This is a genomic window from Mycobacterium sp. RTGN6, from assembly GCF_033804605.1.
GTDB lineage: Bacteria > Actinomycetota > Actinomycetes > Mycobacteriales > Mycobacteriaceae > Mycobacterium.
In genome coordinates, this window is sequence record NZ_JAPZKZ010000004.1 from 148,348 (window position 1) to 162,899 (window position 14,552).

A 14,552-nucleotide genomic window follows, 5' to 3' on the forward strand; every position below is an offset into this window, starting at 1 on the left:
TCCGGGTCGAAGGGTGGAACTAGAGGTCCGCCAGGACCAGGGCGAGGACGTCGAGGCCTTCGTTGATGAGGTCGTCGCTGATGGTCAGCGGCGGAAGGAAGCGAAGCACGTTGCCGAACGTGCCGCAGGACAACACGATGACGCCCGCCGCGTGCGCGCCGGCGCACAGCGCCTTGGTGAGCTCGGCGTCGGGTTCGGTGGTGCCCGCCTTGACGAGTTCGACCGCGATCATCGCCCCGCGGCCGCGTACCTCGCCGATGCGGTCGTCGTCGGCCTGCATCCGGCCCAGCCGCTCCTTCATCAGCGTCTCGATCTCGCGGGCCCGCGCGACCAGCCCGTCGGACTCGATGGTCTCGATGGTGGCCAACGCCGCCGCGCAGGCAACCGGATTGCCGCCGTACGTGCCCCCGAGTCCGCTGACGTGCGGCGCGTCCATGATCTCCGCGCGCCCCGTCACCGCTGAGAGCGGCAGCCCGTCGGCGATGCCCTTGGCGGTGACGATCAGATCGGGGTCGATGCCCTCGTGCTCGCAGGCGAACATCGCTCCGGTACGGGCGAATCCGGTCTGCACTTCGTCGGCGATGAAGACCACTTCGTTGCGCCTGCACCACTCCAGCAGCGCCGGCAGGAAGCCTTCGGCGGGAACGATGAAGCCGCCCTCGCCCTGAATCGGTTCGATGATCACCGCGGCGAGGTTGTCGGCGCCGACCTGCTTGTCCATGACGCTGATGGCCCGCTTGGCCGCCAACTCGCCGTCGGTGGCGAGTTCCTTGCCGAACTCGGCGTCGCGGAACGGGTAGGACAGTGGCGCCCGGTAGATCTCGGGCGCAAACGGGCCGAAGCCGTGCTTGTAGGGCATGGACTTGGCGGTCAACGCCATCGTGAGGTTGGTGCGGCCGTGGTAGGCGTGGTCGAACGCGACGACGGCCTGCTTGCGCGTGTAGGTGCGGGCGATCTTGACCGCGTTCTCGACGGCTTCCGACCCCGAGTTGAACAGCGCCGAGCGCTTCTCGCCCTTCACCGGGGTGAGCCGGTTGAGCTGTTCGCACACGGCGACGTACTCCTCGTACGGCGTGATCATGAAGCAGGTGTGGGTGAAGTCGGCGGCCTGCGCGGCGACTGCGTCGACGACGCGTGGGGACGCGTTGCCGATGGTGGTCACGGCGATACCCGACCCGAGGTCGATCAGCCTGTTGCCGTCGACGTCCTCGACGATGCCGCCGCCCGCCCTCGCCGCGTACACCGGCATGGTGGTGCCGACCCCCCGAGAGACCGCCGCACCCTTGCGGTCGATGAGGGCCTGCGACTTCGGGCCGGGTAGGGCGGTGGCCAGGAAACGACTCTGTTCCAACTTTTCTTGGGTGCTCACTTCGGGACTCCTGCGAGACGGACGACACGGCGGCGTAGGGGGATTCACGGCGATGATCGAGGCTGTGTCAGAGCCTAGTCGGCACGTCGGTCAGTCGCGGTCGTAGTGGCAGACCGCTTCCAGCATGAAGCCCCACGGGTCGAGCCAGAAGGTCGCGTAGTACGGCGGTGGGTATTCGGGGAACTCCCGCGGCGCATGCACCACGGCACCGCCGAACCGGGCGGCGAGCCCGCTGACCGCGCGATGGACGTCGTCGACCAGGCCGCGGCGCTTGCACATGAATGCCAAGTGCTGCAGCCCCGTCTGGTGCCGCGAGTACGCGGACGGCTCCGCCGCCGGATAGAAGAACAGATAGGTGCCCGGCTTGCCGCCCGCGGGCCGGTAGGCGAACTCATCCTCCGAGGAGACGAACTCGGTGAATCCGAGTAGCGGCATCAGTTCGTCGTAGTAACGCTTGGCCGCGGACAGATCGGCTACGTTGACGCCAAGGTGTCCAAGCATGCCCAAGTCTGTCAGGGTTTTGGGACGCCAACGGCACCGACCGGCCAAGGGCGCACTCGGCTGCCAGCTGCCGTGATGGCACACTGGACGCCGAAGAGGCCGCCGCGTGACCCAGCCGTCCGGGCGCCGTGACTGTATGACCGACGAGAAGGACAGTGCTCTCCATGGGTGAATTGACCCTATTCGTTCCACTGATCATCGGCCTGGGCGTCGTGATGTACCTGTCGTCCCGACGCCAGAAGAAGGCCATGCAGGCCACCGTCGACTTGCACGAGTCGTTGTCCATCGGCGACCGCGTGCACACGACGTCGGGTCTCGAGGGCACGATCACCGACATCAGCCAGGACAGCGTCGACCTCGAGATCGCGCCCGGCGTCATCACGACGTGGATGAAGCTCGCGGTCCGCGACCGGGTCCCTTCGGACGACGAGCTCGACGACGATGACGACGAGTCAGTCGATGACGTCACGGACGTGGCCGAGGAGCCGGCGAAGGCCGACCCGGCCCCGTCGCCGAAGACTGACAGCTGAGCCCCCAGCACGACCACGTACCCTTTGCGGGGCCTGACGTACTGACCTGAGGAGACTCAAGAAACGTGGCATCGTCTTCGGCACCGGTGCACCCCTACCGCTACCTGACGCTTTTTCTGGTTCTGCTCATCGGGGCGTATCTGCTGGTGTTCCTGACCGGGGACAAGCAAGCGAGCCCGAAACTCGGCATTGACCTGCAGGGCGGGACGCGGGTCACGCTGACCGCACGTACCCCGGATGGTTCGAAACCCACCCCCGAGGCGTTGGCGCAGGCGCAGGACATCATCAGCGCGCGCGTCAACGGACTCGGCGTGTCCGGGTCAGAAGTCATCATCGACGGCGACAACCTCGTCATCACCGTTCCGGGCAACGACAGCAGCGAGGCCCGCAACCTCGGCCAGACTGCGCGGCTCTACATCCGACCGGTCATCCACGTCATCCCCGCGCAGGGGCAAGGTCCCCCGCCAGGGCAGGCCCCGCCGGGTCAGGTGCCTCCCGGCCAGGCGCCTCCGGGCATGCCTCCGATCGGCATCGCTCCCGCCGAGCCCGATGCTCCGATCGTCCCTCCGAACCCGGGCCAACCGCCGCGTCCGGGCGGCGCGCCCGCAGAGCCAGCGGCCCCTGCGCCGCCTCAGCCTCGCCCGTACCCCGAGGAGCCGCCGCCACCCGGTCCGTCGACTCCGGCGCCGCCACCCGGCGCCCCACCGGCTCCGGCGCCGCCACCCGGCTCGCCGCCGGCACCCGGCACCCCGAACCCGAAGGCCGATCTCGCCCAGCGCATTGCGGATGAGAAGGCGTTGCGCCAGAGCGCCGACCAGAACATCCAGATCCTGGCGTTGCAGTTCCAGGCCACTCGCTGCAACGACGAGGACGTGCTCGCGGGCAACGACGACCCGAACCTGCCGCTGGTCACTTGCTCGCAGGACCACACCCAGGTCTATCTGCTCGACAAGTCGATCATCAGCGGCGAGCAGATCAAGGACGCGAGCTCCGGGCTCGATCAGACCCGCGGCGAGAACATCGTCACCGTGGAGTTCAAGCCGGACGCCGCCAGCATCTGGGCCGACTTCACCGCCGCCAATGTCGGCACGCAGACCGCGTTCGTGCTCGACTCGCAGGTGGTCAGCGCGCCGGAGATCCAGGAGGCCATCCCGGGCGGCAACACGCAGATCACCGGCCGGTTCACCGTCGACGAGGCGAAGAACCTGGCCAACGTGCTCAAGTACGGCTCACTGCCACTGTCGTTCGAGTCGTCAGAAGCTGAAACCGTCTCGGCGACACTGGGTTTGACGTCCCTACGAGCCGGCTTGATCGCGGGTGGCATCGGGCTGGTGCTGGTGCTGGTGTATTCACTGCTGTACTACCGGGTGCTTGGCCTGCTCACGGCGCTATCGCTGATCGCGTCGGGTGCCATGGTCTTCGCGATCTTGGTGCTGCTCGGCAGGTACATCAACTACACGCTGGACCTGGCGGGCATCGCGGGTCTGATCATCGGCATCGGAACCACAGCAGATTCGTTCGTGGTGTTCTTCGAACGCATCAAGGACGAGATCCGAGAAGGGCGCTCGTTCCGGTCGGCGGTACCGCGCGGTTGGGCACGCGCCCGCAAGACGATCTTGTCCGGCAGCGCGGTCGGCTTCATCGCCGCCGCAGTGCTGTACGCGCTGGCCGTCGGCCAGGTGAAGGGCTTCGCCTTCACGCTGGGCCTGACCACCATCCTGGACGTCGTGGTGGCGTTCCTGGTGACCTGGCCGCTGGTCTACCTGGCGTCGAAGTCCACGGTGTTTGCGAAACCGGCCCTCAACGGCCTTGGCGCGGTCCAGCAGATCGCGCGCGAACGTCGGGCCGCCTCGGCCCTGACGACGGGAGGGAGGTAGCGACATGGGCAAGCACGAGAGTGACGTCGACGCCGCCGACCTCGAATCGGGCGCCGACGAGCTGACCGCGACGACGGCCGCTCCGCAGCACGGGTTCTTCGTCCGGCTCTACACCGGCACCGGTGCGTTCGACGTCATCGGCAAGCGCAAGATGTGGTTCCTGATCAGCGGCATCATCGTCGCCATCGCGCTGATCAGCATCCTGCTGCGCGGGTTCACGTTCGGCATCGACTTCGACGGCGGCACCAAGGTGTCGATGCCTGCCGTCGGGGTCAACGGGCCGGCCTCGACCGAGCGGGTCGAAGCGGTGTTCACCGAGGCGATCGGCCGGGCGCCAGAAACCGTCGTGGTCGTGGGCAGCGGCGACTCGGCGACGGTGCAGATCCGCACGGAGACGCTCGACAACACCGAGATCGAGAAGCTGCGTAACGCGCTGTTCGAGTCGTTCTCGCCAAAGGGCCCCGACGGCACGGCGAGCAAGCAGGCCATCAGCGACTCGGCGGTGTCGGAGACGTGGGGCGGTCAGATCACCGAAAAGGCGCTGATCGCGCTGGTGGTCTTCCTCGTCCTCATCGGGATCTACATCACCGTCCGCTACGAGCGCTACATGGCGATGTCCGCACTGGCGACGCTGGTGTTCGACCTGGTCACCACGGCGGGTGTCTACTCGCTCGTCGGTTTCGAGGTCACCCCCGCCACCGTCATCGGCATGCTCGCCATCCTGGGCTTCTCGCTCTACGACACCGTCATCGTCTTCGACAAGGTCGAGGAGAACACCAAGGGCTTCGAGCACACCACCCGGCGCACGTTCGGCGAACAGGCGAACCTGGCGATCAACCAGACGTTCATGCGGTCGATCAACACCAGCCTGATCTCGGTACTACCGATCGTCGCGCTGATGGTGATCGCGGTGTGGCTGCTCGGTGTCGGCACGCTCAAGGACCTGGCCCTGGTGCAGCTGGTCGGCGTGATCGTAGGTGCCTACTCGTCGATCTTCTTCGCCACGCCGCTGCTCGTCACGCTGCGCGAACGCACCGAATTCGTCCGCGCTCACACCCGGCGCGTGCTCAACCGGCGCAAGGCCGCGGCGAGCAAGGCAGGCGGCGAGCTCGGGCAGTCGGAGTCCGACGCCGAGGCCGATGCCGAGGTAGTTACGGCGTCCGCGTCGAAAGTGCCCGCCGTGGCGCCGGACAAGCCGGCGCCGGGAGCACGGCCGATCCGGCCGACCGGTCGACCGTCGGGTAAGCGAAATCCCCGGCGGTAGCCCCTCGTGACGGCCCGATCCCGGCCGGTCGCGATCGTGGCGGCCATGCTGGCGCTGGTGGGTGCAGCTGGGCTCGTCGCGTGTGCGGGCGGTCCCGCCGACTCGGTGGACTACGCCGTCGACGGCGCCCTCGTCACCTACAACACCAACACCGTCGTGGGCGCCGCGTCGGGCGGCCCGCAGGCCTTCGCCCGCGTGCTCACCGGGTTCAACTACCACGGGCCCGACGGGCAGGTCGTCGGTGACCGCGACTTCGGCACCGTCTCGGTGGCCGGTCGGGCCCCGCTGGTGCTCGACTATCAGATCAACGACAGCGCCGTGTACTCCGACGGCAAGCCCATTACGTGCGACGACATGGTGTTGGCCTGGGCCGCTCAGTCCGGTCGGTTTCCCGGCTTCGACGCCGCGAACAGGGCCGGCTACGGCGATGTCGCGTCGGTGGACTGCGCGCCGGGGCAGAAGAAGGCCCGCGTGACGTTCGCGCAGGATCGCCCCTTCGTGGACTTCGGCCAGCTGTTCGCAGCGACGTCGATGATGCCCGCCCACGTGATCGCCGACGAGCTCGGCGTCGGCGACGGCGGGGTCACCACCGCCCTGCTGGCGGGCGACGGGCCGACGATCGATCGCATAGCGGCGGCTTGGAACACCACCTGGAACCTCAGTACGGACCTCGAGCTGAAGCGCTTCCCGTCCTCGGGGCCGTACAAGCTCGACTCGGTGACCGCCGATGGCGCCGTCGTGCTCGTCGCCAACGACAAGTGGTGGGGCGCCAAACCCGTCACCGCCCGCATCACCGTGTGGCCGCGCGGCGCCGACATTCAGGAGCGCGTCAACACCGGTTCCTACGACGTCGTCGACGTGGCGACCGGATCCTCGGGCACCTTGAACTTGCCCGACGACTATGTGCGTACCGACAGCCCGTCGGCGGGCGTCGAACAGCTCATCTTCGCCCCTTCGGGGCCGCTGGCCGATCCGGCCGCGCGCCGCGCGGTGGCGCTGTGCACCCCCCGCGATTTGATCGCCCGCAACGCCGAGGTGCCGATCGCGAACACCCGGCTGAATCCCGCTGCGGAGGACTCGATCACGGCTACCGAGTCGCTGGCCGATGGCGGGCAGTTCAGCGTCGCCAACCCGCAGGCGGCACGGGATGCCATCGGTGGACGACCGCTGAACGTGCGCATCGGATATCAGCGCCCGAACGCGCGGCTGGCCGCCACGGTGGGCACCATCGCGAAGTCCTGTGCCGTCGCGGGCATCACGATCGACGACGCCTCGACGGAGTCGGTCGGCCCGCAGGCGTTGCGGGACAATCAGATCGACGTGCTGCTGGCCAGTACCGGCGGCGCAACGGGCAGCGGATCGAGCGGTTCGTCGTCCGTCGACGCGTACGACCTGCACACCGGCAACGGCAACAATCTGTCGGGCTACTCCAACGAACAGGTCGATGGGGTCATCGGGGCGTTGGCGGTCACGTCCGACCCGAAGGAGCTGGCGCGGCTGCTGGGGGAGAGCGCCCCGGTGCTTTGGGGCGACATGCCCACGCTTCCGCTCTATCGTCAGCAGCGCACCTTGTTGACGTCGAAGACGATGTTCGCGGTCAGCAGCAATCCCACGCGATGGGGCGCGGGCTGGAACATGGACCGGTGGGAGTTGAGGCAGTGAGCGGACCCAGCCGGAAGGCCGCCGCCGCGGCCGTGATCGAGGCGCTGATGCGCGAGGTGCCCGACTTCCCCGAGCCCGGCATCCAGTTCAAGGACCTCACCCCGGTGCTCGCCGACGCCAACGGCCTCGCAACGGTGACCGACGCGCTCGCCGAGGTCGCCGAGGGCGCCGACCTGATCGCAGGGATCGATGCGCGTGGCTTCCTGCTCGGCGCCGCCGTCGCCACCCGGCTCGGCACCGGTGTGCTCGCCGTCCGCAAGGGCGGCAAGCTGCCCCCGCCCGTACACAGCGAGACCTACGTGCTCGAGTACGGCACCGCAACGCTGGAGATCCCCGCCGACGGCCTCGACCTCGCCGGGCGCTCCATCGTCGTCATCGACGACGTGCTCGCCACCGGCGGCACCGTGGCTGCGACGGTGAAGCTGCTCGAGACGTGCGGAGCTGACGTCACCGCCGCCGCCGTCGTGCTGGAACTCGCCGCGCTCGACGGCCGGGCGCGGCTGCAATCGCTGCCGGTCACCAGTCTCTACGTGGTGCATTGAGCGCTTGCCCTAGGTGCCAGGGATATCCTCGACTAACGGGGCGAATGGGCAGGAGGTGGTGGTGATGGCCGACGATCAGGCGTTGACGCAGACCCAGCCCATGCCCGTCGTCGTCCCGGACGCCACGCCCGCCGAACAGTCGAAGTCGGCGTCGAGCGCGTCGCGCCGCGTGCGGGCCCGGCTCGCGCGGCGGATGACCGCGCAGCGCAGTGCCGTCAACCCGGTGCTCGAGCCGCTCGTCGCGGTGCACAAGGAGTTCTTCCCGAAGGCCAACCTGACCCTGCTTCAGCGTGCGTACGACGTCGCCGAGCAGCGGCACGCCGACCAGTTGCGCCGGTCCGGCGACCCGTACATCACCCATCCGCTCGCGGTCGCCAACATCCTCGCCGAACTCGGCATGGACACCACCACGCTGATCGCGGCGCTGCTGCACGACACGGTCGAGGACACCGGCTACACGCTGGGGGCCTTGACCGAGGACTTCGGCACCGAGGTCGGTCATCTCGTCGACGGCGTCACCAAGCTCGACAAGGTCGAGCTTGGCACCGCGGCCGAGGGCGAGACCATCCGCAAGATGATCATCGCGATGGCCCGCGACCATCGGGTGCTGGTGATCAAGGTGGCCGACCGGTTGCACAACATGCGCACCATGCGCTTCCTGCCGCCGGAGAAGCAGGCGCGCAAGGCCCGCGAGACGCTGGAAGTCATTGCCCCGCTGGCACATCGGCTGGGTATGGCGAACGTCAAGTGGGAGCTCGAGGACCTGTCGTTTGCGATCCTGCACCCCAAGAAGTACGAGGAGATCGTGCGGCTGGTCGCCGATCGGGCGCCGTCTCGCGATACCTACCTGGCCAAGGTGCGTGCCGAGATCAACGCCACCCTGTCCGCGTCGAAGATCGACGCGGTCGTGGAGAGCAGGCCCAAGCACTACTGGTCGATCTACCAGAAGATGATCGTGAAGGGCCGCGACTTCGACGACATCCACGACCTCGTCGGCGTGCGGATCCTGTGCGACGAGATCCGCGACTGTTACGCGGCCGTCGGCGTGGTGCACTCACTCTGGCAGCCGATCGCCGGGCGGTTCAAGGACTACATCGCCCAGCCCCGCTACGGGGTGTACCAGTCGCTGCACACCACCGTCGTAGGCCCCGAGGGCAAGCCGCTCGAGGTGCAGATCCGCACCCGCGACATGCACAAGACGGCCGAGTACGGCATCGCTGCGCACTGGCACTACAAGGAAGCCAAGGGCCGCAACGGGGTTCCGGCAGGGTACGCCGCGGCAGAGATCGATGACATGGCGTGGATGCGTCAATTGCTCGACTGGCAGCGGGAGGCCGCCGACCCCGGTGAGTTCCTCGAGTCGCTGCGCTACGACCTTGCGGTGCAAGAGATCTTCGTGTTCACGCCGAAGGGCGACGTCATCACGCTGCCCACCGGATCCACGCCCGTCGACTTCGCGTATGCGGTGCACACCGAGGTCGGCCACCGCTGCATCGGTGCCCGGGTGAACGGCCGCCTGGTGGCACTCGAGCGCAAGCTGGAGAACGGCGAAGTGGTCGAGGTGTTCACGTCGAAGGCGCCCAATGCGGGTCCGTCGCGGGATTGGCAGAAGTTCGTGGTGTCGCCGCGGGCGAAGGCGAAGATCCGGCAGTGGTTCGCCAAGGAGCGCCGCGAGGAGGCGCTGGATGCCGGCAAGGACGCGATCGCCCGCGAGGTACGTCGCGGTGGACTTCCCTTGCAGCGCTTGATGAATGCCGAGTCGATGGGTGCGCTGGCCCGCGAGCTGCGCTACCTCGACGTGTCGGCCCTGTACACCGCGGTCGGAGAGGGGCACGTCTCCGCTCGCCACGTGGTGCAGCGGTTGGTGGCCCAGCTAGGCGGCGACGAGGAGGCCGAAGACGAGATCGCCGAGCGGTCCACGCCGACCACCATGCTGGTGCGGCAACGCACCAGCGACGACGTCGGAATCGCAGTGCCGGGCGCTCCGGGCGTGCTGACCAAGCTCGCCAAGTGCTGCACTCCGGTGCCAGGCGACAACATCATGGGCTTCGTCACCCGCGGCGGTGGCGTGAGCGTGCACCGCACCGACTGCACCAACGCGACGTCGCTGCAGGACCAGGCCGAGCGGATCATCGACGTGACGTGGGCGCCGTCGCCGTCGTCGGTGTTCCTGGTGGCCATTCAGGTGGAGGCGCTCGACCGGCATCGGCTGCTCTCCGACGTGACGCGGGTGCTGGCCGACGAGCGGGTCAACATCCTGTCGGCGTCGGTGACGACATCCAATGACCGAGTGGCGATCAGCCGCTTCACCTTCGAGATGGGCGACCCGAAGCATCTGGGTCACGTGCTGAACGTGGTGCGCAACGTCGAGGGCGTCTACGACGTCTATCGCGTGACGTCGGCGGCCTGACGCGTCCGCGTGGTGAAGGCGCCGACTGCGGCAGCGATCAGGCATGCGACGGCGACAGCGCCCGCAAACCAGGGAAAGACAGTCGCAAGCGACCACCTGGTGGCGGCCCAGCCCGCCGCGATCGTGGGGATGGCCATGGCGCTGTACGCGAGCAGGTAGAACGCCGACATCGTCTCGCCACGGCGGTCGGCGGGCACGACGTCGGAGAGGTGCCGAAGGGACCCGCCGAACCCGAGTCCGAACGTTGCGCCGAGCAGCGCCGCGGCGGCGAGCACCAGCGGCCAACTGTGCGTGGCGAGGATCGGCACGGTGACGACCAACGCGACGGCCATGCCCGCATCACCGATGATCGCGGCCCGCGGGGCAGGCACGCGGGTGGCCAGCAGCTGTGCGATCGCGGCGGCGAACGCCGTGGTGCCCACGACCGCGCCGCCGAACACCAGGTTGTGGATGTGCGTCTGCTGAGCGGCCAGCGACGGGTACAGCGACAGCAGCACGCCGAGCACCGACCAGGACGCCATCGCCCCGAGTGCCGAGAACCAAAAGTCGCCGCGAATGTGCTCTGGCACAGCGGGTCTCGCAATTCTAATGGGGCCACGCACGGGGGCCGAGTGCGGTTCTCGCAGCGCGACGATGCCGACCCCGACGATCGCGCACACCACGGCGACCACCGCATACGGGGTGCGCAGCGGGTGCGGCGCGTATTGCGCAAGCAGGGACGAACCGACGATGGCGACGGTCATGCCGATGTTGAAGGCGACGCCGCTGAGTTGACCCGACCGCGCGCCGTGATTGGGACGCAGATCGAGGAGTGCGGCGGCGCCCGCCACCACGATCGAGCCGACTGCCGCGCCGTGAATGGTCCGGGCCACCAGGAGCAGCACGATGTCGTCGGCGATCAGGAACACGCCGAGTCCGACGATCATCGCCAGCAGCGCGGCCAGCAGCACCGGCTTGCGGCCGACCACGTCGGAGATGCGGCCCGAGATCAGGACGGCTCCGAGTGCGGCGACGGCGTACACGGCGAACACCACGGTGGTGGCCAGCGGCGACAGATGCCAGGCGTCCTCGTACATCCCGTACAGCGGCGCGGGCAGTCCAGACACGCCGAGCGCGACGCCGCTGAGCACGAGCAGAAGCGAGTAGGCCCACCGCTGCGTGACGATCGCACCGTCTGCTTCGGCCATCGCCACGGGGGCTCCTACCCGGTAAGTTTGATGTTCGTCGAACCAGGTCGAGCGTACGGTAAGGTTTGACGATCATCAAACCTATTACGGGTGACGGGGGACACGGATGAGCGCACCGCTCACGGGCGAGGTGCTGGCGCACCCGGTCGGCAGCGTGCAACAGCTCTTGTCGGCGCTGGCCGACCCGGTTCGCCTGGAGATGGTCCGCAGGCTCGTCAACGCGGGGGCGTCCATGCCGTGTGCGGCGCTCTACGACGGCATCAACAAGTCGACCGCGACTCACCACTTCAAGATCCTCCGGGAAGCGGGAGTCACCGAGCGGCTCGTCGTCGACGGCCACACCCACCAGCGGCTTCGACTCGACGCTGTCGACGCCGTCGCCCCTGGCTTGCTGGATGCCGTCGTGCGCAGCGCCAACCGCCAGCGGCGCTAGCCCAGCCGGACCGAATCGATGGTCACGGCCAGCACCGGCTTGCCGTCGTCGCTACCGCCCGCGACGCCACCGGCCGCGACCTGGTCCACGGTGGCCAGGCCTTGGCTGTCGACGGTGCCGAAGACGGTGTAGCTCGGCGGCAGCGCAGAGTCCTCGTAGACGAGGAAGAACTGGCTGCCGTTGGTGCCGGGGCCCGCGTTGGCCATCGCCAGCGTGCCGCGTGGGTACACCACCGGCTGCTCGAGCGCGGGATCGGTGATCCGGAATTGGTTGGTCGGGTACTCGTTGGGGAAGCGGTACCCGGGACCTCCGGTGCCATCACCCGTCGGATCGCCGCACTGGAGCACGCCCATCGACGGCGACGTGGTGAGCCGGTGGCACGTCGTGCCGTTGAAGAAGCCTTGTTGCACGAGGCTGGTGAAGTTGTTCACCGTGCACGGCGCCTTCGCGTTGTCGAGCGTGAGGCCGATGGGTCCGCGGTTGGTGGTGATGCTCGCGGCGATCGTCGGCGGTGTAGTGGGTATCTTGCCGGTCTTGGGTGGGGCGACGGGCTTGCTCGCCGGTTCAGTGGTGGCCGGGTACTGGCAGTTGGACCCGAGTGTGGCCGGTGGCTTGAACGGCGGCAAGGTGTCGCCCGGCGACGGGAACGCCGGCGCGCTGGGCATCGCGGTCAAGTTGTTGTTGAACTCGTCGGCGAACTGGTCGGCGTAGCGGACCACCATGGCGGTGAAGAGGATTGCGCCGACGATCGCGATCACCGTCAGTGCGGTCAGTGTGTAGCCGATCACCAGCCCAGCGACGGCTAGGCCCTTCCCGTCCTCGCCCGATTTCTTGAGCTGCGACAGCGAGATGTGGCCGAACACGATCCCCAGCGGCGCCACCAGAAACGCAGCGATCAGTGACGCGATCGCCATGGAGTTCGTGCCCCGCGCCTGCGGGTAACCAGACTGGCCCGGATAGCCGGGGTAGCCCGGCTGGCCACCGTACCCGGCGTAGGGGGTCGGCGGATATTCTCCGTAACCCGTTGGCGTTGGCTGGTTTTCGCCGTACGGCGGGGGAGTGGTCACAACGCGTGCACCTGGATGTCAGTCCAGCTGAATCGACTTGATCTGGACGGGCAGTTTGGGCTTGCCGTCGTCGGGGCCGTTGAGCGGATCCAGCCCGCCGGCGGCGATCTTGTCGAGCGTCGCCAACCCGGTCTCGTCGATGGTGCCGAACGCGGTGTAGTTCGGCGGCAGCTGCGAGTCCTTGTAGACCAGGAAGAACTGGCTGCCGTTGGTACCGGGACCGGCGTTGGCCATCGCCAGGGTGCCGCGCGGGTAGATCACCGGCTCGGAAAGCGCCGGATCGTCCGGCTGGTACTGGTCGGTCGGGTACTCGTTGGCGAACTGGTAGCCGGGCCCGCCGCTGCCGTCCCCCTTGGGATCGCCGCACTGCAGCACGGCAAGGCCCGCTGACGCGGTCAGCCGGTGACAGGGGGTGTCGTTGAAGTAGCCCTGCTGGGCGAGGCTGGCGAAGCTGTTCACCGTGCACGGCGCCTTCGCATTGTCGAGTTGCAGGCCGATGTTGCCCTCGCTGGTGGCCATGCTGACACTGACCTGCGCGGGATCCGTCGGCACCTTGCCGGTGCGGGGCGCGTTGGCCTGCTTGGCGGCCGGTTCGTTCGGCGTCGCCGCGTACTGGCAGTTCTCACCGAGACCCGCGGGCGCCGCAAAGGGCGGAAGCGGCTTGCTGTTCGGGGGTGGCGGCGGCGTGTCGAGGGCCGACGTGCTGGGGGTGCTCGACGCCGCCGTGTCGGTGGTGCCGGAGTCCTTGTTGACGAACATGACGGTCGCGACGATCGCCGCGATCACCAAGACGACACCCGCAGCGCCGCCGATGATCGCGATGAGTCGCTGCCTGCGTGCCTGGGCCGCTCTGCGCTCGAGCTGCCGTTCGAGCTTGCGCTTGGCCGTCGCTCGGCGTTGTTCGTTGGTCGGCACCGCCGCGTCCTCCTCGTCGTCGTCGACGCCGTCTGGACGGCGGCGTCGCTCAGTCGGGACCGAGTGTGCCAGTAATCGCTGAGCGTGGGCGCTGCGACCCACGTCAATCGCGGATGGGAAACTGGTCAGCGTGTTGCTCACGGGATTCCCAGCAGGCATGTTGCAGTGCAACTGCTACGTGCTTGCCTCGAGGGCGGGCGCCGACGCCATCATCGTCGACCCAGGTCAGCGCGCTTTTGCGCCACTTCGACGAATTCTCGACGAGAACCGGCTGACGCCCGCCGCCGTGCTGCTGACCCACGGGCACATCGACCACATGTGGTCGGCGCAGAAGGTGGCCGACACCTACGGCTGCCCGGTCTACATCCATTCCGAGGACAGGTTCATGCTCACCGACCCGATCGCGGGCCTCGGTCCGCGGCTGGCTCAGGTCGCGTTGGGGGCGTTCTTCCGGGAGCCCCGCCAAGTCGTCGAACTCGACCGTGACGGCGACAAGATCGAACTCGGGGGCATGACCGTCGCCGTGGACCACACCCCAGGGCACACCCGTGGGTCCGTCGTCTTCCGCGTTGCCGATGGACCGTCCGAGCTCGCCTTCACCGGCGACACGCTGTTCAAGCAGTCGATCGGCCGCACCGATCTGCAGGGTGGCAGCGGCCGCGACCTGTACACCTCGATCGTCGAAAAACTGTTGGTCCTCGACGACGACACCGTGGTACTACCGGGGCATGGCCCGAAGTCCACGATCGGCGCCGAACGCCGTACCAATCCGTTCCTCGAAGGCCTGTCGTGAAA

Annotated in this window: 13 protein-coding genes; 8 read left to right on the forward strand and 5 right to left on the reverse strand. The window is 68.1% G+C overall.

Annotated features, from left to right (window positions below):
* Positions 1–19: 19 nt before the first annotated feature.
* On the reverse strand, positions 20–1,351 hold the full coding sequence (gabT, locus tag SLQ33_RS11580; protein ID WP_319454350.1) for a 4-aminobutyrate--2-oxoglutarate transaminase: 1,332 nt from the start codon (positions 1,349–1,351) through the stop codon (positions 20–22).
* Positions 1,352–1,459: 108 nt separating this feature from the next.
* Positions 1,460–1,870: a VOC family protein gene (locus tag SLQ33_RS11585; protein ID WP_319454351.1), complete on the reverse strand. Its 411-nt coding sequence runs from the start codon at positions 1,868–1,870 to the stop codon at positions 1,460–1,462.
* Positions 1,871–2,034: 164 nt separating this feature from the next.
* On the opposite strand from SLQ33_RS11585, the gene yajC reads away from it, so the two are divergent.
* The 6 genes from yajC (at position 2,035) to SLQ33_RS11615 (ending at position 10,155) form a co-directional block, all read left to right on the forward strand.
* Positions 2,035–2,400, forward strand: a complete 366-nt coding sequence (gene yajC, locus SLQ33_RS11590; protein WP_319453983.1) for a preprotein translocase subunit YajC — start codon at positions 2,035–2,037, stop codon at positions 2,398–2,400.
* 65 nt (positions 2,401–2,465) lie between these two features.
* A complete protein-coding gene (gene secD / locus SLQ33_RS11595) occupies positions 2,466–4,277 on the forward strand; it encodes a protein translocase subunit SecD (RefSeq protein ID WP_319453984.1) in 1,812 nt (603 codons plus the stop codon).
* 4 nt (positions 4,278–4,281) lie between these two features.
* Entirely contained in the window at positions 4,282–5,541 is a 1,260-nt protein-coding gene (secF, locus tag SLQ33_RS11600; protein WP_319453985.1) for a protein translocase subunit SecF, read from the forward strand.
* A 45-nt stretch (positions 5,542–5,586) separates the two neighbouring features.
* On the forward strand, positions 5,587–7,203 hold the full coding sequence (locus tag SLQ33_RS11605) for an ABC transporter substrate-binding protein (RefSeq protein ID WP_319454352.1): 1,617 nt from the start codon (positions 5,587–5,589) through the stop codon (positions 7,201–7,203).
* Complete coding sequence (locus SLQ33_RS11610; RefSeq protein WP_319453986.1) at positions 7,158–7,745, forward strand: adenine phosphoribosyltransferase; 588 nt, start codon at positions 7,158–7,160, stop codon at positions 7,743–7,745. Before SLQ33_RS11605 ends, SLQ33_RS11610 begins: the two co-directional genes overlap by 46 nt.
* A gap of 64 nt (positions 7,746–7,809) precedes the next feature.
* A complete protein-coding gene (locus SLQ33_RS11615; protein ID WP_413467633.1) occupies positions 7,810–10,155 on the forward strand; it encodes a RelA/SpoT family protein in 2,346 nt (781 codons plus the stop codon).
* On the opposite strand, the gene SLQ33_RS11620 is transcribed toward SLQ33_RS11615, so the two are convergent.
* Positions 10,131–11,342 carry an MFS transporter gene (locus tag SLQ33_RS11620; RefSeq protein ID WP_319453987.1) on the reverse strand — a complete coding sequence of 404 codons (1,212 nt, stop codon included), beginning with the start codon at positions 11,340–11,342 and terminating at the stop codon, positions 10,131–10,133. The two genes, SLQ33_RS11615 and SLQ33_RS11620, sit on opposite strands and share 25 nt — an antisense overlap.
* Before the next feature lie 106 nt (positions 11,343–11,448).
* Between SLQ33_RS11620 and SLQ33_RS11625 the strand changes: the two genes are divergently transcribed.
* Complete coding sequence (locus SLQ33_RS11625) at positions 11,449–11,775, forward strand: helix-turn-helix transcriptional regulator (RefSeq protein ID WP_319453988.1); 327 nt, start codon at positions 11,449–11,451, stop codon at positions 11,773–11,775.
* Here SLQ33_RS11625 and SLQ33_RS11630 read toward each other — a convergent pair.
* Both SLQ33_RS11630 and SLQ33_RS11635 read right to left on the reverse strand, forming a co-directional pair.
* Positions 11,772–12,842, reverse strand: a complete 1,071-nt coding sequence (locus SLQ33_RS11630; protein WP_319453989.1) for a peptidylprolyl isomerase — start codon at positions 12,840–12,842, stop codon at positions 11,772–11,774. The two genes, SLQ33_RS11625 and SLQ33_RS11630, sit on opposite strands and share 4 nt — an antisense overlap.
* 18 nt (positions 12,843–12,860) lie before the next feature.
* Positions 12,861–13,757, reverse strand: coding sequence for a peptidylprolyl isomerase (locus SLQ33_RS11635; RefSeq protein WP_319453990.1), 897 nt, complete (start codon positions 13,755–13,757; stop codon positions 12,861–12,863).
* Between the two features lie 130 nt (positions 13,758–13,887).
* On the opposite strand from SLQ33_RS11635, the gene SLQ33_RS11640 reads away from it, so the two are divergent.
* Positions 13,888–14,550, forward strand: a complete 663-nt coding sequence (locus SLQ33_RS11640) for an MBL fold metallo-hydrolase (protein ID WP_319453991.1) — start codon at positions 13,888–13,890, stop codon at positions 14,548–14,550.
* Positions 14,551–14,552 lie beyond the last annotated feature (2 nt).

Coding starts and splice junctions, on each gene's coding strand:
- SLQ33_RS11615 (WP_413467633.1), top strand. CDS start 7,810: ATGGCCGACGATCAGGCGTTGACGCAGACCCAGCCCATGCCCGTCGTC.
- SLQ33_RS11610 (WP_319453986.1), top strand. CDS start 7,158: ATGGGGCGCGGGCTGGAACATGGACCGGTGGGAGTTGAGGCAGTGAGC.
- SLQ33_RS11625 (WP_319453988.1), top strand. CDS start 11,449: ATGAGCGCACCGCTCACGGGCGAGGTGCTGGCGCACCCGGTCGGCAGC.
- secF (WP_319453985.1), top strand. CDS start 4,282: ATGGGCAAGCACGAGAGTGACGTCGACGCCGCCGACCTCGAATCGGGC.
- yajC (WP_319453983.1), top strand. CDS start 2,035: ATGGGTGAATTGACCCTATTCGTTCCACTGATCATCGGCCTGGGCGTC.
- SLQ33_RS11620 (WP_319453987.1), bottom strand. CDS start 11,342: ATGGCCGAAGCAGACGGTGCGATCGTCACGCAGCGGTGGGCCTACTCG.
- SLQ33_RS11605 (WP_319454352.1), top strand. CDS start 5,587: ATGCTGGCGCTGGTGGGTGCAGCTGGGCTCGTCGCGTGTGCGGGCGGT.
- SLQ33_RS11585 (WP_319454351.1), bottom strand. CDS start 1,870: ATGCTTGGACACCTTGGCGTCAACGTAGCCGATCTGTCCGCGGCCAAG.